Raw genomic sequence first — 26,949 nt, 5'->3', positions numbered from 1 at the left:
CACGCAAGCATGGATGACGCCAAGAAGCTCCGCCACTTCCTGACCCGGGTCACAGCCGAGCTGAAGGAGACCCAGTCACGGCTGAAGGCCGTGGAGTCGGCCGGCAGCGAGCCGGTGGCGATCGTCGGGATGAGCTGCCGCTTCCCCGGCGGCGTCACCTCGCCCGAGGACCTGTGGCGGCTGCTGGCCGAGGGCGGCGACGCCATCACGGGCCTGCCCGCCGACCGCGGCTGGGACCCGGCATCGCTGATCGACGTGAGCGGCGAGCGCCCCGGTTCCTCGTACGTCGCCGAGGGCGGATTCCTGCATGACGCCGGGGAGTTCGACGCCGACTTCTTCGGCATATCCCCGCGCGAGGCACTCGCCATGGACCCGCAGCAGCGGCTGCTCCTGGAGACCTCCTGGGAGCTCTTCGAGCACTCCGGCATCGCGCCCGACGCCCTGGAGGGCAGCAGGACCGGCGTCTTCATCGGCTCCAGCTTCCGGGACTACGGCAGCAGACTGCCCGCGATCCCCGAAGAGGTCGAGGGCCACGCCATGACGGGGACCGCGGGCAGCGTGGCCTCCGGGCGCATCGCGTACACCTTCGGCCTGACGGGTCCGGCGGTGACGGTGGACACGGCGTGCTCGTCGTCGCTGGTGGCGCTGCACCTCGCGGTGCAGGCGCTGCGGCAGGGCGAGTGCACGATGGCACTCGCGGGCGGCGTCGCGGTGATGTCGACGCCGGACCTCTTCACGGAGTTCAGCCGCCAGCAGGGCCTGGCTCGGGACGGCCGCTGCAAGGCGTTCGCCGCCACCGCCGACGGCATGAGCGCGGCGGAGGGCGTGGGCCTGCTGCTCGTCGAGCGGCTCTCGGACGCGCGCCGCAACGGCCACCAGGTGCTCGCCGTGGTCCGCGGCTCGGCCGTCAACCAGGACGGCGCCTCCAGCGGTCTGACCGCGCCCAACGGCCCCGCGCAGCAGCGCGTGATCCGGCAGGCCCTCGCGAGCGCCGGGATGCAGACTGCCGACGTCGACGTGGTCGAGGCGCACGGCACCGGCACGGCCCTGGGCGACCCCATCGAGGCGCAGGCGCTCCTCGCCACGTACGGCCAGAACCGCGAAGTACCGCTCCAGCTCGGTTCGTTGAAGTCCAACATCGGCCACACACAGGCCGCCGCCGGCGTGGCGAGTGTCATCAAGATGGTCGAGGCGATGCGGCACGGCGTGGTGCCGAAGACGCTGCACGTGGATGAGCCGACGCCGCATGTGGACTGGGCCTCGGGCGCGGTGGAGCTGGTGACCGAGGAGCGTCCGTGGCCCGAGACGGGCCGGGTGCGCCGCGCGGGTGTGTCGTCGTTCGGTGTGAGCGGCACGAACGCGCACGTCATCCTGGAGCAGGCCCCCGAAGTCGAAGTCGAAGCCGAGGCCGGGGTCGGGGTCGGGGTCGGGGTCGGGGTCGGGTCGGGCCTGGTTGGGCTGGTGGCCGGTGGTGGTGTGGTGCCGTGGGTGCTTTCGGGGCGGTCGGTTGCGGGGTTGCGGGGGCAGGCGGAGCGGCTGCGGGAGTTTGTTGCGGCGTCTGAGGCTTCGGTTGCTGATGTGGGGTGGTCGTTGGCGTCGTCGCGGGCGGGGCTTGAGCATCGGGCGGTGGTGCTGGGTTCGGGTCGTGAGGAGTTGTTGGCGGGGTTGGAGGCCGTGGCGGCGGGTGAGCCTGCCGAGGGTGTGGTCTCTGGGGTGCGGGCTGGTGAGGGCGACGGGGTGGTGTTCGTCTTCCCTGGTCAGGGTTCGCAGTGGGCCGGTATGGCGACCGAACTCGTGGACGGGTCGAGCGTGTTCGCGGAGCGGTTCGGTGAGTGTGCGGACGCGTTGGCGCCGCATATCGACTGGGTGCCCGTGGATGTTCTGCGGGGGGAGCCGGGCGCGCCGTCGCTGGATCGTGTGGACGTCGTCCAGCCGATGCTGTGGGCGGTGATGGTCTCCCTGGCGGAGGTGTGGCGTGCGCATGGTGTGCGGCCTGCCGCTGTCATCGGCCACTCGCAGGGGGAGTTGGCGGCTGCGGTGGTGGCGGGTGTGCTGTCGGTCGAGGATGGTGCGCGGATCGTCGCGTTGCGCAGTCAGCTGATCGGGCGGGAGCTGGCCGGTCAGGGCGGGATGGTGTCGGTGCCGCTGGCGGAGGCCGCGGCGGTCGGGCTCATCGAGCCCTGGAGCGGTCGCATCAGCGTGGCCACGGTCAACGGCCCTCAGTCGACCGTCGTCGCGGGTGAGGCAGCCGCGTTGGACGAGCTGATGGCCGCGTGTGAGCGTGATGAGGTACGCGCCCGCCGCATCCCCGTGGACTACGGGTCGCATACGCCGCAGGTGGAGCAGTTGAAGGACGCGTTGCTGGAGCTGGCCGCTCCTGTGACGGCACGTTCGGGTGACGTACCCATGTACTCGACCGTGACGGGTGAGCTGCTCGGCGAGGGTGTGGCGGATGCGGAGTACTGGTTCCGTAATCTGCGGCAGCCGGTGCGGTTCCATGACACGGTGCGGGGGCTGATCGCTTCGGGGCACACCACCTTTGTCGAGGTGAGTCCGCATCCGGTGTTGACCTCTCCGGTCGAGGAGACCGGTGAGGCGGTGGGTGTGGATGTGTTCGCGGGGGGCACCCTGCGGCGTGAGCAGGGCGGGACCCGGCGCTTCCTGACCTCTCTTGCGCAGGTGTGGGCGCATGGTGTGGAGCCGGACTGGCGGGCCGTGTTCGCCGGTACGGGTGCGCGGCGTGTCGAGTTGCCCACGTATGCCTTCCAGCGCCGCCACTACTGGCTGGACGGCGCCGCCGGAACCGCCGAGGTGTCCGGGGCGGGTCTCTCCGCGCTCGGCCACCCGCTCCTCGCCGCGGGCATCGCGCTCGCGGACGGCGAGGGGCACCTCTCCACCGGCCGCATATCCCTGCACACCCACCCCTGGCTCGCCGACCACACGGTGCTGGGCCGGGCCCTCGTGCCCGGCGCCGCCGTGCTCGAACTGATGCTGCGGGCGGGCGAGAGCGTCGGCTGCGAACTCCTCGACGAACTCGTCCTGCACGCCCCGCTGGTCGTGCCGAGCGGTGACGCGGCGGTCGACATCCAGGTCGCCGTCGACGCCCCCGACGAGCAGGGCAGGCGCGCGGTGCGGCTGCACTCCCGCGCCGTGCGTCCGGGAGAGGAGGACGACGGCGCCGAGTGGATCTGCCACGCCGACGGACTGCTGACCGCCGCACCCGCCGCGACCGACGCACTCACCGCGACCTCCGCACTCCCCGGGCCCGCCGTACTCGCCGACGAGCAGGCCGCGGCCGACACCGCCTGGCCCCCGGCCGGCGCCGAGGCCGTCGACATCGACGGGCTCTACGAACGCCTGGCGGCCACCGGTTACGGCTACGGCCCCACCTTCCAGGGCATACGCGCGGTCTGGCGGCGCGGCGACGAGCTGTTCGCCGAGGTCGCGCTGCCGGAGGGCGCCGAGCGGGACGCCGGGCGCTTCGGGGTGCACCCCGCGCTGGTCGACGCCGCGCTGCAGACGCGCCTGGTGACGCTGCTGGATGGCGACGGTGAGCGGATGATGCCGTTCTCCTTCGCCGGGGCCCGCCTCCACGCGACCGGCGCCACCACGGCACGGGTCCGGCTGACGCCGACGGGCGCCGACTCGCTCGCGGTGCGGCTGACCGACGGCACCGGCCTTCCCGTGCTCACCATCGACACGCTCACCTCGCGGCCGCTCACCGCCGACGCCCTCGCCGGCCAGAGCGTCGATTCGCTGTACGAGGTCAACTGGGCGCCTCTGGCGGGGGGTTCGGGTGGTGTAACCGACGCCCCCGGGGCGATCGTGGTCCTTGGTGACGCTCTGCCGGAACTCGGGCTGCCGCGCCATGCCGACCTCGCCGCGCTCGCCGAGAGCGTCCGGGGCGGCGGCGCCGTGCCCGCGGCCGTGCTCCTGCCCTGCCCGCAGCCGTCGGCCGCGGACACCCCCACCGCCGTACGCGAGCTGCTGGCCTCCGTGCTCGCCACCGCGCAGGAGTGGCTCGGCCTGGCCGAGCTGGAGGAGGCGCGCCTCGCCGTGGTGACCCGCGCCGGCGCCGCCACGGCGCCGGGCGAGCGGCCCGAACCCGGGCAGGCCGCGGTGCAGGGCCTGATCCGCACCGCGTACTCCGAACACCCCGACCGCTTCCTGCTGGTCGACCTGGACGACACCCCGGCAGACGCCGCCGCCCTGACCGCCGCGGTCGCCGGGGCGGTGGCCGCGGGCGAGTCCGTGGTCGCCCTGCGCGGCCACACCGCGTCCGTGCCCCGGCTCGGCCGGGTCTCCTCCGCCGACGCCGGCACCCTGGCCCTGCCCGACGCGGACGTCTGGGGCGTGGACCTGGACACGGGGGGCACCCTGGACGGGCTGCGCCTGGCTCCCGCCCCGCGCGCCGCCGAGCCCCTCGAAGCGGGCCGGGTGCGCGTCGCCGTACGCGCCACCGGCGTCAACTTCCGTGACGTCCTCGTGGCGTTGGGCGTCGTACCCCACACCGAGGCACTGTTCGACAGCGAGGGCGCGGGCGTCGTCACCGAAGTGGGCCCCGGCGTCAGCGGATTCGCGGTCGGCGACCGCGTCATGGGACTGCTGTCCGGTTCGTACGCCGGTCCCTCGGCGGTGGCCGACAGCCGCATGCTCGTCCCGATGCCCGACGGCTGGTCCTTCGCGCAGGCGGCATCCGTGCCCGCGGCGTTCCTGACCGCCTACTACGCGCTGTACGACCTCGCCGGGCTCCGCGAGGGCGAGTCCCTGCTCGTCCACGCGGCCGCGGGCGGCGTCGGCATGGCCGCCGTCCAGCTGGCCGGGCACCTGGGTGCCGAGGTGTACGCGACGGCGAGCGAGGCCAAGTGGCCCACCGTGCGCGCCACCGGTGTCGACGCCGAGCGGCTCGCCTCCTCACGCGGCCTGGACTTCGCCGACCGGTTCCTCCGGCGGAGCGAGGGGCGAGGCGTCGACGTCGTCCTCAACAGCCTGGCCCGCGAGTACGTGGACGCCTCGCTGCGACTGCTGCCGCGCGGCGGCCGGTTCGTCGAGATGGGCAAGACCGACATCCGTGACGCCGACGAAGTGGCCGCCGCCCACCCGGGTGTGCGCTACCGGGCCTTCGACCTCGGCGAGGCGGGCGCCGACCGGCTCGGCGAGATGCTCACGCACCTGGCCGAACTCTTCGGCCGCGGCGAGCTGACGCCGCTGCCCGTCACCGCCTGGGACACCCGACAGGTCCCCCAGGCCTTCCGGCACATGAGCCAGGCCCGCCACACCGGCAAGGTCGTCCTGACCACCCCGCGCACCACCCTCGACGGCACCGTCCTCGTCACCGGCGGCACCGGCCTCATCGGCTCCGCCGTGGCCCGCCACCTGGTCACCGCGCACGGCGTACGGGACCTCGTGCTCACCAGCCGCCGCGGGCGGGAAGCGCCCGGCGCCCGGGAGCTCGCCGCCGAACTGACCGGGCTCGGCGCCACCGTGCGCGTCGAGGCCTGCGACGCCGCCGACCGCGCGGCCCTCGGCACGCTCCTGGACGGACTCGACGGGCTGTGCGGCGTGGTGCACGCCGCCGGAGCCCTGGACGACGGCGTCGTGTCCGCCCTCACCCCCGAGCGCCTCGACACCGTGCTCCGTCCCAAGCTGGACGCCGCCCGGAACCTCCACGAGCTCACCCTCGGCCGCGACCTCGCGCTGTTCGTGCTCTTCTCCTCGGCCGCCGGCGCCCTCGGCTCCGCCGGGCAGGGCGGCTACGCGGCGGCGAACTCCTTCCTCGACGCCCTCGCGGAACAGCGGCGCGCCCAGGGCCTGCCGGCACACTCCCTCGCCTGGGGACTGTGGGCCGACCGCAGCGCCATGACCGGCGCGCTCGGCACCGCCGACCTCGACCGCATGCGGCGCGCCGGCATCCGGCCGCTGGCCACCGAGGAGGGACTCGCCCTCTTCGATGCCGCCGTGCGCCTCCCGTACCCGTACACCGTTCCGGTCCGCCTCGACATCGCCGCGCTGCGCGAACAGCGGCCCCCCGCCCCGCTGCTGCGCGCCCTCGTGCGCACCACGGCCAAGCGCGCCGCCGCCACCCCCGCGGGCGGCGACGGGCTGCGCGGGCGCCTCGCCGCGCTGGCCCCGCCGAGCGCGACCGCGAGCTGACGGAGCTGGTGCGCGCCCAGGCCGCGCTGGTCCTCGGCCACGGCTCCGCCGAGGCGGTGGAGGTCGACCGGGCCTTCCGCGACATGGGCTTCGACTCGCTGACCGCCGTCGAACTGCGCAACCGCATCGGCTCCGCCACCGGACTGCGCCTGCCCGTGACCGCCGTCTTCGACCACCCGACCCCCGCCGCGCTCGCGGCCGAGGTGGGCGCGCGGCTCGGCGTCGACTCCGGGGCCACGCCGCGGCGCGCGGTCCCGGTCACCGCGCCGGCCGCGGCGACCGACGACGACCCGGTCGTCATCGTCGGCATGAGCTGCCGCTTCCCCGGCGGCGTCGACTCGCCCGAGGCGCTGTGGCAGCTGCTCACCGACGAGCGCGACGCCATGGGCGACTACCCCACCGACCGCGGCTGGGACTCCGTCGACCTGCACAACCCCGAGACACCGGAGCTGCGCTTCGCGAAGGTCGGCGGATTCCTGCACGACATGGCGGACTTCGACCCCGGCTTCTTCGGGATGTCACCCCGCGAGGCGCAGGCCACCGACCCCCAGCAGCGCCTGCTCCTGGAGGCCACCTGGGAGGCGCTGGAGCGGGCCGGCATCGACCCGGGCACCCTGCGCTCCACGCCGACCGGCGTCTTCACCGGCCTGATCTACAACGACTACGCCGCGCGCTTCCCCGACCTGCTCAGCGGCTACGAGGGTTACCTCGGCAACGGCAGCGCCAACAGCGTCGCCTCCGGCCGCATCGCCTACACGCTCGGCCTCGAAGGCCCCGCGATCACCGTCGACACGGCGTGCTCGTCCTCCCTGGTCGCCCTGCACCAGGCCGCGCACGCCCTGCGCAACGGCGACTGCACGCTGGCCGTCGCCGGAGGCGTCACCGTCATGTCGACCCCCCGCCCGATGGTGGAGTTCAGCCGCATCAGTGGCCTCTCGCCGGACGGCCGCTGCAAGGCGTTCTCCGCCGAGGCCAACGGCATGGGCTTCGCCGAAGGCGTCGGCATGCTCGTCGTGGAGCGGCTCTCGGACGCCCGCCGCAACGGCCACCGGGTCCTCGCGGCGCTGCGCGGCTCCGCCCTCAACCAGGACGGCGCCTCCAACGGCCTGACCGCGCCGAGCGGCCCCGCGCAGCAGCGCGTCATCCGCCAGGCGCTCGCCAACGCCGGACTCACCACCGCCGACGTCGACGCCGTCGAGGCGCACGGCACCGGCACCCCGCTCGGCGACCCCATCGAAGGACAGGCGCTCCTCGCCACCTACGGCCAGGACCGCCCCGAGGACAAGCCGCTGCTGCTCGGCTCGGTGAAGTCCAACATCGGCCACACCCAGGCCGCGGCCGGTGTCGCGGGCGTCATCAAGATGGTGCTCGCCCTGCGCCACGGCGTCGTACCGCGCACCCTGCACATCGACGAGCCCACCTCGCACATCGAGTGGGACTCCGCCGGCGTGCGGCTCGCCGACGCGCACGTGCCGTGGCCCGAGACGGGCAGGCCGCGGCGCGGCGCCGTCTCCTCGTTCGGCATCAGCGGCACCAACGCCCACGTCATCCTCGAACACGCCCCGGAGCCCGAGGCCGAGCCCGCCGAGACCACCCGCGACCACCTGCCGTGGGTGATCTCCGCCAAGAGCCCGGAGAGCCTGCGCGAGCAGGCCCTGCGACTGCACGCCCACGTGAGCGCCGCCCCCGGGACGGCCGTCGTCGACATCGCCCACTCGCTCCTGACCACCCGGGCCCGCTTCGAGCACCGCGCCGTCGTCATCGGCCGCGACCGCGAGGAACTGCTGGCACGCCTCGCCGCGTTCGGCCGCGGCGACGAGAGCCCCGGAGTGGTCCAGGGCACCGCGGCACGCGACACCAGGACCGCGTTCGTCTTCCCCGGCCAGGGATCACAGTGGGCCGGCATGGCGACCGGTCTCCTGGACACCTCCCCGGCCTTCGCGGAGCGGTTCGGCGAGTGCGCGGCCGCGCTGGCGCCGCACATCGACTGGGTGCCCGCAGACGTGCTGCGCGAGCGCGAGGGCGCTCCGTCGCTGGACCGGGTGGACGTGATCCAGCCGATGCTGTGGGCCGTCATGGTCTCGCTCGCCGAGGTGTGGCGCGCGCACGGCGTCGAGCCCGCCGCCGTCGTGGGCCACTCCCAGGGCGAGCTGGCGGCCGCCGTCGTCGCGGGCGTGCTCTCCCTCCAGGACGCGGCGCGGATCGTCGCGCTGCGTAGCCGGCTGATCGGACGTGAACTGGCGGGGCAGGGCGGCATGGTGTCCGTGCCGGTCGGCGAGGACGCGGCGCGGGAGCTCATCGAGCCCTGGGCGGGCCGGATCAGCGTCGCCACGATCAACGGCCCCCAGTCCACCGTCGTCGCCGGTGAGGCCGCGGCCCTCGACGAACTCATGGCCGCCTGCGAAGGCGACGGCGTACGGGCCCGCCGCATCCCCGTGGACTACGGCTCCCACACCCCGCAGGTCGAGCGGTTGCGCGAGGCCCTCCTCGACCTCGCCGCGCCCGTGACGCCGCGCCCCGCCCAGGTGCCGATGTACTCGACCGTCACCGCGGAGCTCCTCGCGGACGGCGCGGCCGACGCCGAGTACTGGTACCGCAACCTGCGCGAGCCCGTCCGCTTCCAGCAGACCGCGCAGGCCCTGGCCGACGCGGGCCACGGCGTCTTCGTCGAGGTCAGCCCGCACCCGGTCCTCACCGCCGGCATCGAGACCAGCCTCGCGGACCGCGCGGCCGCCCCCGTGGTCGCGGGCACCCTGCGGCGCGACGACGGCGGCCGCGGCAGGCTTTTGACCGCCCTCGCCGAACTGTTCGTCGCCGGCGCCCCCGTGGACTGGTCGAGCACCTTCGACGGCGGCAGGACCGTTGACCTGCCCACCTACGCCTTCCACCGGCAGCGCTACTGGCTGGACGCCCCCGCTCCCGCGCGGGGCGCCACAGGCTCCGGCACCGACGCCTTCTGGACGGCCGTCGACGGCGGGGACACCGAAGGGCTCGCCGCCGCGCTCGGCGTGGCGGACGACTCCGTGCGCTCCTCGCTCGCCACCGTCCTGCCCGCGCTCTCCGCCTGGCACGGCAAGCAGCGCGAGGAGTCCGCCGTGGACGCCTGGCGCTACGGGATCGAATGGACGCCGGTCCAGGACACCCGGGCCCGCCTCACGGGCACCTGGCTGCTCGCCGTGCCCGAGCGACGCGCCGACGACCCGACGGTGCTGGCCATCGGCGCGGGCATCGAGCGCCGCGGCGCCACCGTCCGGTGGGTCCTGCTCCCCGCGGAGCAGGCCGAGTACGGCGAGTACGGCGAGTACGCCGAGGGCGCAGCCACCACGGGCGAACTCCCGTACGTCGCCGAGATCTCCGTACGACTGCGTGCCGTCGATGGACACGAGCAGGCGGCCGGAGTCCTCGCGCTGACCGGGGACGACGAGGACTCCCACCCGGCACACCCGGGCGTGCCCCTCGGCTTCACCCGCACCCTCGGGCTGATCCAGGCCCTGGCCACCACCGCCGTCGCCGCCCCCATGTGGTGCGTCACCAGCGGCGCGGTCACCACCGGCGGCGGTGCCGAACTCACCGCACCCCGACAGGCGATGGTGTGGGGCCTCGGCCGGGTCGCGGCCCAGGAGTACCCGGACCGTTGGGGGGGCCTGATCGACCTGCCCGCCCGGCCGGGGGAGCGGGACATCGACCGGCTCTGCGCCCTGCTGACCGGCGAGACGGGCGAGGACCAGCTCGCGGTGCGCCCCTCCGGCGTCCGCGCCAGGAGGCTGGTGCGCGCCGCCGCCTCCACGGGACGCGGCGGCTGGCGGACCCCCAAGGGCACCGTCCTGATCACCGGCGGCACCGGCGCGCTCGGCGGCCACATCGCGCGCTGGCTCGCCGGACGCGGCGCCGAGCACCTGCTGCTCCTGAGCAGGAGCGGCGAGCAGGCCGAGGGCGCGGCGGAGCTGCGGGCCGAACTGACCGCGGCCGGCGCCCGGGTGACCATCCGGTCCTGCGACGCGGGCGACCGCGACGCGCTGGCGGCAGCGCTGGCCGCCATTCCCGAGGAGCTGCCGCTGACCGCGGTCTTCCACACCGCGGCCGCCCTGGACGACGGCCCGCTGGAGACCCTGACCGTGCCCCGGGTGGCGGCCTCGCTCCGCTCGAAGGCCGGCGCCGCCTGGAACCTCCACGAGCTGACCGCGGACGCGGACCTGTCGGCGTTCGTGCTCTTCTCGTCCACGGCGGGCACGTTCGGCGCCGCGGGCCAGGGCAACTACGCGCCCGGCAACGCCTACCTGGACGCGCTGGCCTGGTACCGCAGGGCCCACGGGCAGGTGGCGACCTCCATCGGCTGGGGCGCCTGGGACCAGGGCGGCATGGCGGAGAAGGACGCCGTCGCCGACCTGCGCCGCAGGCACGGAGTGCCGCTCATGTCGCCGCGCCGCGCCACCCTCGCCATGGAGCGCGCCCTGGCGGGCGACGACACCTTCGTGGTCCTCGCCGACATCGAGTGGGACAAGTTCCAGCTCGCCTACACCGCCGCACGGCCCAGCCCCCTGCTGTACGGCCTCGCGGAGGTCCAGCGCCCCCAGGAGGCGGCGGGGGACGGGCCGGGCACCGGCGGCACGGCCGGCCCCGCGCTCGCCGAACGCCTGCGGGGCCTCGCCCGCAAGGAGCAGGACCGGGTGCTGCGCGAGGCGGTCCGTACCCACGCCGCCGCCGTACTCGGCCACGACGGGGCCGAATCGGTGCCGCTCGCCCGGCCGTTCGGGGAGCTCGGCCTCGACTCGGTGACCGCCGTGGAGCTGCGCAACCGGCTCGGCAACGCGGTCGGCCACAAGCTGCCCGCCGGCCTCATCTTCGACTACCCGACGGTCGCCGACCTCGTCGCCTACCTGCACGACCTGCTGTGCGGCGACGCGACGTCCACCAGCCCGCTCGTCGCCGAACTGGAGCGCCTGGACGTCGAATTGGCGACCCTGCGGGACGACGACCCGGCCAGGGGAGAGGTGGCGGAGCGCCTGGAGAAGCTGCTGCGCCGCGTCAGCCCCGACTCGGTCGTCACCTCGGGCGGCGGGGCCGCGCAGGGCTGGGACCTGGGAGCCGCCTCCCAGGACGAAGTGTTCGCGATGATCGACGAAGAGCTGGGGGAGTCGTGATCCGGACCGGCCGGACGCCCTGCGCGCCGCCCTTGTGACCCGACCCGGAACACGACTGCCGACCCTTTAGTGCGCAAAGGAATGGACCCGTCCCCCATGGCGAATGAAGAGAAGCTCTTCGACTACCTCAAGCGCGTGACCGCCGAGCTCAAGGAGACCAAGTCACGGCTGCGCGAGGCGGAGTCGGCGACCGCCGAACCGGTGGCGATCGTCGGCATGAGCTGCCGCTACCCGGGGGGCGTGGCCTCGCCCGAGGAGCTGTGGCGACTGGTGGCCGACGGCACCGACGCCATCTCCGGGATCCCGCTCGACCGCGGCTGGGACGTGGCGGGCCAGTTCGACGTGAGCGGCGAGCGCCCCGGCACCTCGTACGTCGCCGAGGGCGGATTCCTGCACCAGGCCGCCGAGTTCGACTCCGCCTTCTTCGGCATATCGCCGCGCGAGGCGCTCGCCATGGACCCGCAGCAGCGGCTCCTCCTGGAGACCTCCTGGGAGCTGTTCGAGCGCTCCGGCATCGACCCCACCGCGTTGCGCGGCAGCGACACCGGCGTCTTCGTGGGCTCCAGCTTCCACGGGTACGGCGACCAGGCCACCGCCCCCGACGAGGTGCAGGGCTATCTGCTCACCGGCCGCGCCGACAGCGTCATCTCCGGCCGGATCTCCTACACGCTGGGCCTCGAAGGTCCGGCGCTCACCGTCGACACGGCCTGCTCCTCCTCCCTCGTCGCGCTGCACCTGGCGGTCAGCGCCCTCCAGCGGGGCGAGTGCTCGCTCGCGCTCACCGGCGGCGTGATGGTCATGTCGACGCCCGAGGTCTTCGTCGGATTCAGCCGCCAGCAGGGGCTCTCCCGCGACGGCCGCTGCCGCGCCTTCGCGGACAGCGCGGACGGCACCGGGCTCGGCGAGGGCGTCGGCCTGCTCCTGGTCGAGCGGCTCTCCGACGCGCGCCGCAACGGCCACCAGGTCCTCGCCGTCGTCCGCGGTACCGCCGTCAACCAGGACGGCGCCTCCAACGGCCTCACCGCGCCCAACGGCCCCTCCCAGCAGCGCGTCATCCGCCAGGCCCTGGACGCCGCCGGACTCGCCCCCGCGCAGGTCGACGTGGTCGAGGCGCACGGCACCGGCACCACCCTCGGCGACCCCATCGAGGCCGACGCCCTGCTCGCCACCTACGGCAAGGACCGCCCGCGGGAGCGCCCCCTGCTCCTCGGCTCGGTGAAGTCCAACATCGGCCACACCCAGGCCGCCGCCGGCGTCGCGGGCATCATCAAGATGGTCGAGGCCATGCGCCACGGCACGGTCCCCGGCACGCTGCACGTCGACGAGCCCACGACCCACGTCGACTGGGCGTCCGGCGCCGTCGAGCTGGTCACCGGCAGCCGCGCCTGGCCCGACACCGGGCAGCCGCGCCGGGCCGGCGTCTCCTCCTTCGGCGTGAGCGGCACGAACGCGCACGTCATCGTGGAGCAGGCGCCCGCCGATGAGCCCGATGAGCCCGATGAGCCCGATGAGCCCGCCGAGCCGGTCCTGGCGGCCCCGGCCGGGATGGTGGCCACCGGCACCGTCGTCCCCTGGCCGGTCTCCGGACAGTCCGCCGCCGGACTGCGCGGACAGGCAGCGCGGCTGCGGGAGTTCACCGACGCCGCCGACACGTCCGCCGTCGACACCGGCTGGTCGCTGGCCACCACCCGCGCGGGCCTCGAACACCGCGCCGTGGTGCTCGGCGGCACCGCCGACGAGTTCGCCGCGGGCCTGGCCGCCGTCGAGAACGGCGAGCCCGCCGCGGGCGTCGTCTCCGGCGTCCTGTCCGGTGAGCTCTCCTCCGACGTGGTGTTCGTCTTCCCCGGCCAGGGCGCGCAGTGGGCGGGCATGGGCACCGAACTCCTCGACTCCTCACCGCTGTTCGCCGCCCGCTTCGCCCAGTGTGCGGCCGCCCTCGCCCCGCACATCGACTGGTCGCCCGAGGACGTGCTGCGCGAGCGCGAGGGCGCCCCGTCCCTCGACCGGGTCGACGTGGTCCAGCCGCTGCTGTGGGCGGTCATGGTCTCCCTGGCCCACTTGTGGCGCGGCCACGGCATCGAGCCCGCCGCCGTGGTGGGCCACTCCCAGGGCGAGCTGGCCGCCGCCGTCGTCGCCGACGTGCTCTCGCTCGACGACGCCGCTCGCGTCGTGGCGCTGCGCAGCCGCCTCATCGGCCGGCAACTCGCGGGCCAGGGCGGCATGGTCTCGCTGCCGCTGCCCCGGGCCGCCGCCGAGGAACTCATCGGCCCTTGGGGCGGCCGGATCGACGTCGCCACCGTCAACGGCCCGCAGTCCACGGTCGTCGCCGGTGAGGCCGCGGCTCTGGACGAGCTGATGGCCGCCTGCGAACGCGACGGGACACGCGCACGCCGCATCCCCGTGGACTACGCCTCCCACACCGCGCAGGTCGAGCGGCTCCGCGAGGACCTGCTCGAACTCGCCGCCCCGGTGACCCCGCGCCCGGCCCAGGTGCCGATGTACTCCACGGTCACCGCGGAGCTCCTTGAGGACGGCACGGCCGACGCCGAGTACTGGTACCGCAACCTCCGCGAGCCCGTCCGCTTCCACGACACGATCGAGACCCTCGTCAGCGAGGGCAGCACCACCTTCGTCGAGGCCAGCGCCCACCCGGTGCTGACCGCCGCCGTCGAGGACGTGGGCGGCGCCCTGGACACCGAGGTCGTCGCCGTCGGCACCCTGCGCCGCGGCGAGGGCGGCCCGCGCCGCCTGCTCACCTCCCTCGCCGAGCTGTGGGTGCGCGGCGTGGAGCCCGACTGGTCCGCCGTGTTCGCCGGGACCGGCGCGGCCCCTGTCGCCCTGCCCACCTACGCCTTCCAACGCCGCCGCTACTGGCTGGACAGCGCGGCGGGCGCCGCCGACGTCTCGGGCGCCGGGCTGACCGCCCTCGCCCACCCCGTGCTGTCCGCGGGCATCGCCCTCGCCGACGGCGAAGGGTACGTGTGCACCGGCCGCCTGGGCCTGGACTCCCACGCCTGGCTCGCCGACCACACGGCGGCGGGCCGCACCGTGGTGCCCGCCTCCGTCCTGCTCGAACTGGCCCTGCACGCGGGCGAGCACCTGGGCGCCGACCGCCTCGCGGACCTGGAGGTCCACCAGCACCTCGTGCTGCCCGACGCCGCGCAGGGCAGCGCGTCCGCCGTCGACATCCAGGTCGTCGTGGACGCCCCCGGCGAGCACGGTGACCGCCGCGTCCGGATCTTCGCGGCCGCCGACGCCTCCGACGAGCCCGAGCGCACCTGGACCCCGCACGCCACCGGCACCCTCGGCACCCGCTCCGACGCGGGTTCCCCCGGTGAACTCGGCGGCGCCTGGCCGCCCGTGGGCGCCACCGCGGCCGACCCCGATGAGCTGTACGCGCGCCTGGCCGAGGCAGGCCTCGCCCACGGCCCGGTCTTCCGCGGCCTGCGCGGACTCTGGCACAGCGGCCGCGACACCTTCGCCGAGGCCGAGCTCGCCGAGTCCGCGACTGGTGACGCCGCGCGGTTCTGCGTGCACCCCGCCCTGGTGGACGCCGCGCTCCAGCCGGACGAAGGGTCGAGCGCCGCCGCCTTCAAGGGCGTCGAGCTGCACGCCACCGACGCGACCGCCGTCCGCGTACGACTGCGCTCCACCGGAGCCGACACGGCCGAGCTGCTCCTGACCGACCCCACGGGCCGTCCCGTGCTCACCGTCGAGCAGGTGACGACCCACCCATTTGACGCCGCCACCGCCGAGGCGGCCGGGACGCCGCAGGCCCTGTCCTCGCTGTACGAGGTCTCCTGGACGGCGCTGCCGGACGCAACCGCCGTACAGGGCAACGACGTTCAGGCGGTCCTGGGCGGGGGGCAGGCGCCTGAGGGCGCCGTCCTCCTCGCCGACCTCGACGCGGTGCGCGCTGCCGTGGCGGGCGAAGGCGGGTCCACCGCACCCGACACGGTGTACCTGACCGTGCCGACCACCGCGGGCACGGGAGCGGACACCGGGGCCGGAACCCCGCAGGCCGCCAGGGCAGCCGCCGTCGACGCCCTCGAAGCCGTCCGCGCCTGGCTGACCGACGACGCACTCGAAGCCGTCCACCTCGTGGTGCTCACCCACCGCGGCACCGCCGTGTCCGCCGACGAGCCCGTCGAGGTCCCCGCGGCGACCGCGCGCGGCCTGGTGCGCTCGGCCGCCGCCGAGTATCCCGGCCGCCTCACCCAGATCGACCTCGACGGCACCGCCGCCTCCCTCGCGGCCCTGCCCGACGCCGTGACGGCGGCCAAGGCCGCCGGGGAGCCGGAGGTCGCGCTGCGCGAAGGCGCCGCCCGGGTGCCCAGGCTGTCCCGGGTCCGCGACGCCGAGCCCGCGCCCTTCCCGCGCGACGGCGAGGGCCCCGTCCTGATCACCGGCGGCACCGGGGTACTCGGCGCCGCCGTGGCCCGCCACCTGGTGACCGAGCACGGCGTGCGGAACCTCGTGCTCACCGGCCGCCGCGGCCCGAAGGCCCCCGGCGCCCGGGAGCTGGCCGCCGAACTGGCCGGGCTCGGCGCCGAGGCCCGCGTCGTGGCCTGCGACGTCGCCGACCGGCACGCCGTGGCCGAACTCGTCGCGTCCCTGCCCGGACTGCGCGGCGTCGTGCACGCCGCCGGTGTCCTGGACGACGGCGTGCTGTCCACCCTCACCCCCGAGCGCCTCGACACCGTCCTTCGCCCCAAGGCCGACGCCGCGTGGCACCTGCACGAGCTCACCGAGGACCTGGACTTCTTCGTCCTGTTCTCGTCCGCCGCCGGCGTCTTCGGCGCCCCCGGCCAGGGCAACTACGCGGCGGCCAACGCGTTCCTCGACGCCCTCGCCCAGCATCGCCGCGCCCAGGGTCTGCCCGCGCACTCCATGGCCTGGGGCCTGTGGGCCGACGCCAGCGCCATGACCGGCGTACTGGACCAGGTCGACCTGCGGCGCATCGGCAGGTCCGGCGTCCGTCCGCTGGACACCGCGACCGGGCTCGCCCTGTTCGACGCCGCCCTCGGTCTCGACCGGGCGCTCACCGTGCCCATCGGCCTCGACCTGGCCAAGGCCCGCACCGCCGACACCCTGCCCGCGCTGCTGCGCGGCCTCGTCCGCCCGCGCCGCGTCCTCGGCCGCGCGGCCGCCGAGAGCGCCACCCTGGAGCTCGGCGACCGGCTCGCCGCGCTCCCCGAGACGGAGCGCCGCCGCACCCTCGTGGAACTGGTGCGCGCCCAGGCCGCGGCCGTGCTCGGGCACGACGACACGGGCGAGGTCGGCGCGGACCGGCCGTTCAAGGCTCTGGGCTTCGACTCGCTCACCGCCGTCGAACTGCGCAACCGCGTCAACACCGCCACCGGCGTACGGCTCCCCGTCACCGCCGTGTTCGACCACCCCACGCCCCTCGCGCTCGCCGCGCACCTGCTGCCGCTGGTGCTGCCCGACGCCGCGCCCGCGACCCCGGACCGCCCCCTCACGGTCACCGCGGCCCGCGCCGACGACGAGCCCATCGCCATCGTCGGCATGGGCTGCCGCTTCCCCGGCGGCGTGACCTCGCCCGAGGACCTGTGGCGGCTCCTGGCCGAGGAGACCGACGCGCTCAGCGACTTCCCCACCGACCGCGGCTGGGACCTGGACGCCCTGTTCGACGCGGACCCGGACCGCGCGGGCACCTCTCACACGCGCACCGCCGGCTTCGTCGAGGACGTCGCCGGCTTCGACGCGGAGTTCTTCGGGATCTCGCCGCGCGAGGCGCTCGCCATGGACCCGCAGCAGCGGCTCCTCCTGGAGACCACCTGGGAGGCCATGGAGCGCGGCGGCATCGACCCGCTGAGCCTGCGCGCCACCCCGACCGGCGTCTTCATCGGCGGCGCCGTCTCCGGTTACAGCACCGACCTGTTCACGGCGGAGGACGGCCTCGACGGCCACCTGCTCACCGGCAACGCGACCAGCGTCGCCTCCGGCCGGCTCTCGTACACGTTCGGGTTCGAGGGTCCGGCGGTGACGGTGGACACGGCGTGCTCGTCGTCGCTGGTGGCGCTGCACCAGGCGGTGCAGGCGCTGCGGCAGGGCGAGTGCGGCCTCGCGGTGGCGGGCGGCGTCGCCGTCATGCCCACCCCTCGGCTCCTCGTCTCCTTCAGCAGGCAGCGCGGGCTGTCCCGGGACGGCCGCTGCAAGGCGTTCGCCGCGGACGCGGACGGCACCGGCTTCGCCGAGGGCGTCGGCGTCCTGCTGGTGGAGCGGTTGTCGGACGCGCGGCGCAACGGTCATGAGGTGCTGGCGGTGGTGCGGGGTTCGGCGGTGAACCAGGACGGCGCGTCCAACGGTCTGACCGCGCCGAACGGTCCCTCGCAGCAGCGGGTGATCCGTCAGGCCCTGGCGAGCGCGGGTGTGCGGGCCGCCGAGGTCGATGTCGTGGAGGCGCACGGCACCGGTACCCCGCTCGGCGACCCGATCGAGGCCCAGGCCCTGATCGCCGCCTACGGCCAGGACCGGGCGCCGGATCAGCCCCTCCTCCTCGGGGCCCTGAAGTCGAACATCGGTCACACGCAGGCCGCCGCCGGTGTCGCCGGGGTCATCAAGATGGTCGAGGCGATGCGGCGCGGCGTGGTGCCGAAGACGCTGCATGTCGACGAGCCGACCCCGCACGTGGACTGGTCTGCGGGCGCGGTGGAACTGGTGACCGAGTCACGGGAGTGGCCGGAGACCGGCCGCCCGCGCCGGGCGGGCGTCTCCGCGTTCGGTATCAGCGGTACGAACGCGCATGTCGTCCTGGAGCAGGCGCCTGCGGCGGAGCCCGTGACGGACCCTGTGGCGGAGCCCGTGGTGGAGGGCGTGCTGCCGTGGGTGCTCTCCGGCCGCACCGCCGCCGGGCTGCGCGGACAGGCCGCGCGGCTGCGGGAGTTCGCGGCCACGACGGACGCCGCCGACATGGACCTCGCCTGGTCGCTGGTGTCGACCCGGGCGAGCCTCGAACACCGCGCCGTCGTGCTCGGCGAGAACCGCGCCGAACTCCTGGCCGGGCTGGATGCCCTGGCCGCCGGAGAGCCGGCCGGGAACGTGGTGCGCGACATCGTCGCGGGCGACCGGCGCCTCGCCCTGGTGTTCTCGGGGCAGGGGGCTCAGCGGGTCGGTATGGGCCGTGAGTTGCTGGGTGTGCCGGGGTTCGGTGAGGTGTTTGAGGAGGTGTGCGGTGCTTTTGACGGGGTGTTGGAGGTGCCGTTGCGCGAGGTGTTGTGGGCTGGGGAGGGTTCACAGTTCGCGGGGCTGCTCGACGAGACGGTTTATACGCAGGCTGGGTTGTTTGCGTTCGAGGTGGCGCTGTTCCGGTTGTTGGAGCGGTGTGGGGTGCGTCCTGATTACGTGATGGGCCATTCCGTGGGTGAGTTGGTTGCGGCTCATGTGGCGGGTGTGTGGTCGCTTGAGGATGCGGTGCGGGTGGTGGCTGCGCGGGGTCGGTTGATGCAGGGCCTGCCTGTGGGTGGGGTGATGGTGTCGTTGGAGGCGTCGGAGGAGCAGGCACTGGCCTGGATTGCGGAGGCTGCGGCGGGTGAGTTGGTGTCGTTGGGGGCGGTGAACGGGCCGTCGTCGGTGGTGGTGTCGGGGTCCGGGGTGGCTGTGGAGCGGGTGGTGGAGCTGGCTCGGGCGGCTGGGTGCCGTTCGCGGAAGTTGCGGGTGAGTCAGGCGTTCCATTCGCCTTTGGTGGAGCCGGTGCTGGAGGAGTTCGCGGCGGTTCTGCGGGAGGTGTCATTCGGTGAGCCGGGTATTCCGGTCGTGTCGAATGTGTCGGGTTCCCTGGCTGGGGAGTTGGGGAGTGTCGAGTACTGGGTGCGTCATGCCCGTGAGGCGGTGCGGTTCGCCGATGGTGTGGAGTTTCTGGTTGAGCGGGGTGTGACGGAGTTCGTCGAGGTGGGTCCTGAGGCCGTGCTGAGCGGTCTGGTGCAGGGCCGGGGTGAAGGTGTGGTCGCGGTGCCCGCGGTGCGGGTGGGCCAGGGCGAACTGGCTTCGCTCGTCACGGCGTTGGCGCGGCTGCATGCTCGTGGCGCCTCGGTGTCGTGGCCGACGCTGCGTCCCGGGCGCCGGGTCGCGCTGCCCACGTACGCCTTCGACCGGCAGCGCTACTGGCCCCGGCGCTCCGCCCCGGCCGGTGTGGACGCCGCCGTCGGGTCCGTGGGGCTCGAAACCACCGGGCACCCGCTGCTCGGCGCCAGGGTCGGCCTGGCCGATGGCAACGGGGTGCTCCTCACCGGCAGGCTCTCACTGGCGGAGCAGCCCTGGCTGGCCGACCACGCGGTACTCGGCACCGTGCTCTTCCCCGGCGCGGGCTTCGTCGAGATGGCGCTGCGGGCCGGCGACGAGGTCGGCTGCGACGGCGTCGAGGAACTGACGCTGCACGCGCCGCTGGTCCTGCCCGAGGGCGTCGCAGCGCGGGTCCAGCTGACGGTGGACGAGGCGGACGACGACGGGCGGCGCCCCTTCGCGGTGTACGCGAGGCCCGGCGACGCCGGAGCCTGGGTCACCCACGCCACCGGAGTGCTCTCCCCGGCCGATGCGGCCCCCGAACCGCCGCCCGCGGCCCAGGTATGGCCGCCCGAAGGCGCCGTACCCGTCGAGGTGGACGGGCTCTACGACACGATGAGCGAGGGCGGTTTCGCCTACGGCCCCACTTTCCAGGGGCTCACGGCCGCATGGCGGCGCGGCCCCGAGGTCTTCGCCGAGGTGCGGCTGCCCGAGGGCGGGGAAGCGGGCGACGCGGGCGACTTCTGCCTCCACCCGGCCGTGCTCGACGCGGCCCTGCACGGCGTCTCCCTGCTGGAGGGCTCCGGCGGCAGTGAACCGCCGCGCGGCCTGCCGTTCGCCTGGGAGGGCGTGCGTCTGTACGCCACCGGCGCGGCCGCCGTGCGCGTCAGCCTCGCCCCCGCGGGCACCGGCGGCGTCACGGTCACCATGACCGACGGTGCGGGGCGGCCGCTGGCCTCCGTCGACACGCTCGTCCTGCGCCCGGTCACGGGCGACCAGCTGCGCGCGGCGCGAGGGCACAACGACTGGCTGTACCGGACCGGTTGGGCGGAGGTGTCCCCGGTGGCGGGCGACGGCTCCCGGCCTGCCTGGGCGGTCGTCGGCGACGCGGCCGCGGCCCTCACCCGCGCCGCGGACGCCGACACCGAGGCGTACGGGGATCTCGCGGACCTGGCCGCGGCGATCGACGCGGGAACCGCCGTGCCGGACGCCGTCGTCGTCGCCTGCCCCGACTCCTTTGCCGACGTACCGGAGGCCACGAAGGCGGCCACCGCCTGGGCGCTGGGGACGACCCAGACCTGGCTCGCCGACGACAGGTTCACCCCGTCCCGCCTGGTGCTCCTCACCCGCAACGCGGCGACCGTCGAAGGCGGCGCCCCCGACGAACCCGCCCCCGACCCGGCGCACGCCGCAGCCCGTGGGCTGCTGCGCTCTGCCCAGTCCGAGCATCCCGGCCGCATGGTGCAGTTCGACCTGCCTGCCGGCCCCGCCGACGACGACACGGCGGCGGCACTCGCGTCGGCGATCCGGACCGCCCTCGCGGCCGACGAGCCCGAACTGGTGCTTCGTGGCGGCGCGTTGTGGGCGCCCCGGCTCGCCCGCCCCGTCCCCGCGGCCCCCGCCACGCAGGACGGTGACGAGCAGGCACCGGTCTGGGACCCCGACGGCACCGTCCTCATCACCGGCGGCACCGGCGTCCTCGGCAGTGCCGTCGCCCGTCACCTGGCGGGCGAGCACGGCGTACGCCATCTGCTGCTGCTCGGCCGGCAGGGCCCCCGGGCCGCGGGCGCCCAGGAGCTGGTGGTCGAACTCGCCGGACTCGGCGCCGAGGCCACCGTCGTCGCCTGCGACGTTGCGGACCGGGAGAGCCTGGCCGCCGTCCTCGCGGACATCCCCGCCGACCGACCGCTGCGCGGCGTGGTCCACTCCGCGGGGGTCGTGGACGACGGCGTCATCTCCTCGCTGACCCCGGAGCGGGTCGACACCGTGCTGCGCCCCAAGTCGCAGGCCGCCTGGAACCTGCACGAGCTCACCGAGGACCTGGACTTCTTCGTCCTGTTCTCCTCCGCGGCCGGCATCCTGGGCGCGGTGGGCCAGGCCAACTACGCCGCCGCCAACACCTTCCTCAACGCCCTGGCCGAGCACCGCAGGGCCCAGGGGCTCGCCGCGCACGCCCTTGCCTGGGGCCTGTGGGAGCAGCGCAGCACGATGTCGGGCGTCATGAGTGAGCAGGACCTCGCCCGCGTCTCCCGCGGCGGCATGTCGGCCCTGTCCATCGAGGACGGCCTCACGCTGTTCGACGCGGCACTCGCCGCGGACGAACCGGTACTCGTCCCCATGGCGTTCGACCCCGCAGCCGTCCGCGGCGAGGCCGCCGGAATCCCCCCGGTGATGCGCGGCCTCGTCCGCGGGCCCTCCCGGCGAGCCGCGGGCGCCGAGCCCGTCGGCGGACTCCGCGACCGGCTGCGCGCCCTGTCCGCCGCCGCCCGCGAGGAGGCCCTGCTGCGGCTGGTGCTGCGGCACGTCACCGCCGTACTCGGCTACGCCCCCGACAGCGACCTGGAGCCCGACCGGGCCTTCTCGGACCTCGGCTTCGACTCGCTGACCGCGGTGGACCTGCGCAACCAGCTCGCCAACGCCACCGGAGTACGGCTGCCCGCCACCCTCGTCTTCGACTACCCGACGCCCGCGGCACTCGCCCGCCACCTGCGCTCCGAACTCTTCGGCGAGGCGGGCACGGAGATCGAAGCGGCGGCCACTGGCCGTACGGCGACTCCGGCGGCGTCCGGTGACGACGACCTGATCGCCATCATCGGCATGAGCTGCCGCTACCCCGGCGGCGTCCGCACGCCCGAGGAGCTGTGGCAGCTGGTCGCCGAGGGCAGGGACGGCGTCACACCGTTCCCCGAGGACCGGGGCTGGAACGTGCGCGAACTCGTCGACCGGGACGGCACGCGCCCCCACACCAGCTACGTCGGCGAGGGCGGATTCCTGCACGACGCCGCGGAGTTCGACCCCGAGTTCTTCGGGATCTCGCCGCGCGAGGCGCTCGCCATGGACCCGCAGCAGCGGCTCCTCCTGGAGACCACCTGGGAGGCGTTCGAGTACGCGCACATCGACCCCGCCGCCGTGCGCGGCAGCAGGGTCGGCGTGTTCGCCGGACTCATGTACCACGACTACGCCGCCCGTCTGCACTCCGTCCCCGAGGAAGTCGCCGGCTTCCTCGGGAACGGCAACACCGGCAGCATCGCGACCGGCCGCGTCTCGTACACGTTCGGGTTCGAGGGTCCGGCGGTGACGGTGGACACGGCGTGCTCGTCGTCGCTGGTGGCGCTGCACCAGGCGGTGCAGGCGCTGCGGCAGGGCGAGTGCACCCTGGCCCTGGCGGGCGGCGTCGCCGTGATGGCGACCCCGGACTCCTTCGTCGAGTTCAGCCGCCAGCAGGGCCTCGCCCCCGACGGCCGCTGCAAGTCCTTCGCGGCCGGCGCCGACGGCACCACTTGGTCGGAGGGTGTGGGCCTGCTCCTGGTGGAGCGGTTGTCGGACGCGCGGCGCAACGGTCATGAGGTGCTGGCGGTGGTGCGGGGTTCGGCGGTGAACCAGGACGGCGCGTCCAACGGTCTGACCGCGCCGAACGGCCCGTCGCAGCAGCGGGTGATCCGTCAGGCCCTGGCGAGCGCGGGTGTGCGGGCCGCCGAGGTCGATGTCGTGGAGGCGCACGGCACCGGTACCCCGCTCGGCGACCCGATCGAGGCCCAGGCGGTCCTTGCCACGTACGGCCAGGACCGCACCGACGGACAGCCGCTCCTGATGGGCTCCCTGAAGTCCAACTTCGGTCACACGCAGGCCGCCGCCGGTGTCGGCGGAATCATCAAGATGGTCGAGGCGATGCGGCACGGCGTGGTGCCGAAGACGCTGCATGTCGATGAGCCGACCCCGCAGGTCGACTGGTCGGCGGGCGCGGTGGAGCTCGTCACCGAGAGCCGCGCGTGGCCGGAGACCGGTTGCCCGCGCCGGGCCGCCGTCTCGTCGTTCGGCATCAGCGGTACGAACGCGCACGTCGTCCTGGAGCAGGCACCGGTGGAGCAGTCCGCCGAGCCGGCCGTGGACGAGCCACCCGCCGAGCCCGCCGAGAACGGCACGAGCGCCGTGGTGCCCTGGGCGCTCTCCGCACGGTCCGCCGCCGGGCTGCGCGGACAGGCCGCGCGGCTGCGGGAGTTCGCGGCCACCGCGAAGGCGTCCGACACGGACATCGCCTGGTCGCTGCTCTCCGCCCGGTCCGCCATGGAGCACCGCGCCGTGGTCACGGGCCGCACCCGCGAGGAACTCCTGCGCGGCCTCGACGCCGTCATCTCCGGCGACCCCGCCCCGCACACCGTCCTGGACCGCGCGAAGCCGGGCCGTTCCACGGCTCTGGTGTTCTCGGGGCAGGGGGCTCAGCGGGTCGGTATGGGCCGTGAGTTGGTGGGTGTGCCGGGGTTCGGTGAGGTGTTTGAGGAGGTGTGCGGTGCTTTTGACGGGGTGTTGGAGGTGCCGTTGCGCGAGGTGTTGTGGGCCGAGGAAGGATCGGACGCCGCGGCGCTGATCCACGAGACGCTCTATACGCAGACGGGTCTGTTCGCGTTCGAGGTGGCGCTGTTCCGGTTGTTGGAGCAGTCGGGGGTGCGTCCTGATTACGTGATGGGCCACTCGGTGGGTGAGTTGGCCGCCGCGCATGTGGCGGGTGTGTGGTCGCTCGATGACGCGGTACGGGTGGTGGCCGCTCGGGGCCGGCTGATGCAGGCGCTGCCCACCGGTGGCGTGATGGTCTCCCTGGAGGCCTCGGAGGAGCAGGCGGGGGAGTGGATCACGGAGGCTTCGGCCGGCGACCAGGTCTCGCTCGGCGCGGTGAACGGACCCTCCTCCGTGGTGGTCTCGGGCGCCGAGGCCGCTGTGGAGCGGGTCGCGGAGCTGGCGCGGGCGGCCGGTTGCCGTACGCGGCGGTTGCGGGTGAGTCAGGCGTTCCATTCGCCTTTGGTGGAGCCCGTGTTGGAGGAGTTCGCGGCGGTTCTGCGCGAGGTGGCCTTCGACGAGCCGTCCATCCCCGTGGTGTCGAATGTGACCGGGGCGGTCGCGGACGCGGGCGAGCTGGGTTCGGTCGAGTACTGGGTGCGTCATGCCCGTGAGGCGGTGCGGTTCGCCGATGGTGTGGAGTGCCTGGTCGGGCGGGGTGTGACGGAGTTCGTCGAGGTGGGTCCTGAGGCCGTGCTGAGCGGTCTGGTGCAGGGCCGGGGTGAAGGTGTGGTCGCGGTGCCCGCGGTGCGGGTGGGCCAGGGCGAACTGGCTTCGCTCGTCACGGCGTTGGCGCGGCTGCATGCTCGTGGCGCCTCGGTGTCGTGGCCGACGCTGCGTCCCGGGCGCCGGGTCGCGCTGCCCACGTACGCCTTCAACCGGCAGCGCTACTGGCTGGACGCCCCCGCCGGCACCGGCGATGCGCACGCCTCCGAGGTCGACCAGGCCTTCTGGTCCGCGGTGGAGGGCGAGGACATGGACGTCCTGGCCCGCACCCTCGGCGTCGACGAGGCGGAGCGGCAGGCACCGCTGCGGGAGATCCTGCCGGTCCTCGCCGACTGGCGCCGCAGGTCCAAGGAGCGTTCGGACCTCGGCGAACTCTGCTACGACGTGCACTGGCGCCCGCTCGCCGAACCGGCCGCACAGCCGACCGGCACCTGGGTGCAGATCACTGCGGGCGGGCCGGTGGCCGCCGCGTGCGTCGCCGCGCTGGAGCGGCAGGGCCTCGATATCGTCACCGTGGACGTCTCCGCCGACCTCGCGGGCGCCACAGACCCCGACGCCCTCGCCGAGCGGATCCGGGCCGCGCGCACGGACACGTCCGTGCGCGGCGTGCTGTCCCTCCTCGCCCTGGCGGACGGCCAGGACGACGCCTGGCCGCTGGCCGCCACCCACGCGCTGGTGCGCGCCCTGGGCGCGGCGGACGTGACGGCGCCCCTGTGGTGCGTCACCCGGGGCGCGGTCGCCGTCACCGCCGACGAGCAGGCCGGGCCGGCACAGGCGCAGGTCTGGGGCCTCGGTCGCGTGGCGGCGCTGGAGCACCCGGAGCGCTGGGGCGGTCTCGTCGACCTGCCCGAGGAGTTCGGGGCCCGGGACGCCGCACGGCTGGCCGCCGTCCTGGCCGGGGCCACCGGTGAGGACCAGGTGGCGTTGCGGCGGGCTCCTCGCCCGGCGGCTGCGGCGCGCCCTGCTCGCGGTCACGGCGGGCGGCGCGGGCTGGACCCGCGCGGCACCGCCCTGGTCACCGGTGGCACCGGCGCCCTGGGCGCCCACGTGGCCTGCTGGCTGGCGCGCTCGGGCGCGGAGCACCTGGTGCTGACCAGCCGCAGGGGCCCGCGGGCACCCGAGGCGGCGGCCCTGGAGGCCGAGCTGACCGGCCTGGGCGCCCGGGTGACCATCGCCGCGTGCGATGTCGCCGACCGGGGCGCGCTCGACGCGCTCCTCGGCAAGCTCGCCGCCGACGGCGTCCGCGTCAGCTCGGTGCTGCACACCGCGGGCGTCGCCCAGTCCACCCGCATCGACGAGACGCGAGCGGACGACGTGAGCGCCATCAGCGCGGGCAAGGCCGACGGCGCACGCCACCTCGACGAGGCGTTCGCCGACACGGAGCTGGACGCGTTCGTGCTGTTCTCCTCCACCGCCGGTGTCTGGGGCGGCGCGGGACAGGGCGCCTACGGAGCCGCCAACGCCTACCTCGACGCGCTCGCCGAACGGCGCAGGGCGCGCGGCGCCGTCGCCACGTCGGTGGCGTGGGGCCCGTGGGGCGAGGGCGGCATGGCGGCCCAGGGCGACGCCGAGGCGCACCTGCGCCGACGCGGCGTGCGGGCGCTCGCCCCGGACACCGCGCTGACCCTGCTGCGGCACGCGATCGACCAGGGTGTGGCCTGCCTGACGGTGGCCGACGTCGAGTGGGAGAAGTTCGCCCTGTCGTACACCTCGACGCGGCCGAGCACCCTGCTGTCGGACATCCCCGAGGCGCTGCGGGCACAGACACCGGCCGAGCCCGCCGAGGACGGCGCCGACGAACTCGTCCGGCGTCTCTCCGGGCTCTCGGAAGCCGAGCGGCGGCAGACCCTGACCGAGTTGGTGCGCACGCACGCGGCGGCCGTACTCGGGCACTCGGGGATCGCGGCGATCGAGGCGGACAAGCCGTTCCGCGACGTGGGCTTCGACTCACTGGCGGCCGTCGAGTTCCGCAACCGGCTGACCGAGGCCACCGGCCTCGCCCTGTCGGCCACCTCGATCTTCGACTACCCCACCCCGGCCGAGCTCGCGGAGCACCTGCGCTCCGAACTGGGCGAGGACGAACTGTCGGAGAAGTCGGTGCTGGCCGAGATCGACCGCCTCGAGGGCAGGCTCGCCGCGGTCGCGGCCCAGGCAGCCCCCTCCCCGGACGTCCTGGCCAGGCTGACGGCCCTGGTGGAGCGCTGGTCCTCGGACGCGCCCCGCGAGGCGGCGGCCGAGCACCTGCGGTCCGCGTCGCGGGACGAGGTCTTCGACTTCATCGAGAACGAGCTCGGCCTGTGAACGACAGCGGACCGGGCGGCACGAACGGGCCGGCACACGCCGGCGGAACCGCGCG

Annotated in this window: 3 protein-coding genes; all 3 read left to right on the top strand. The window is 74.8% G+C overall.

The window, feature by feature from the left end; genetic code table 11:
• The first annotated feature begins 9 nt into the window (after nucleotides 1–9).
• Nucleotides 10–6,153 (top strand): type I polyketide synthase, encoded by a 6,144-nt coding sequence (locus KKZ08_RS06400; protein ID WP_223773509.1) that lies wholly within the window; start codon nucleotides 10–12, stop codon nucleotides 6,151–6,153.
• A gap of 8 nt (nucleotides 6,154–6,161) precedes the next feature.
• Nucleotides 6,162–11,294 (top strand): type I polyketide synthase, encoded by a 5,133-nt coding sequence (locus tag KKZ08_RS06395; protein ID WP_223773508.1) that lies wholly within the window; start codon nucleotides 6,162–6,164, stop codon nucleotides 11,292–11,294.
• Between the two features lie 96 nt (nucleotides 11,295–11,390).
• A complete protein-coding gene (locus KKZ08_RS06390; protein WP_223773507.1) occupies nucleotides 11,391–26,894 on the top strand; it encodes a type I polyketide synthase in 15,504 nt (5,167 codons plus the stop codon).
• The last annotated feature ends 55 nt before the right edge of the window (nucleotides 26,895–26,949 follow it).

The sequence above is a fragment of the Streptomyces sp. 135 genome (assembly GCF_020026305.1).
Classification (GTDB): domain Bacteria; phylum Actinomycetota; class Actinomycetes; order Streptomycetales; family Streptomycetaceae; genus Streptomyces.
The sequence above is the reverse complement of the archived record's forward strand: the minus strand, read 5'-3'. Positions and strand labels throughout refer to the sequence as shown.

Excerpts from the sequence above, each read along its gene's own strand:
- KKZ08_RS06400 (WP_223773509.1), top strand. The coding sequence starts at position 10 with ATGGATGACGCCAAGAAGCTCCGCCACTTCCTGACCCGGGTCACAGCC.
- KKZ08_RS06390 (WP_223773507.1), top strand. The coding sequence starts at position 11,391 with ATGGCGAATGAAGAGAAGCTCTTCGACTACCTCAAGCGCGTGACCGCC.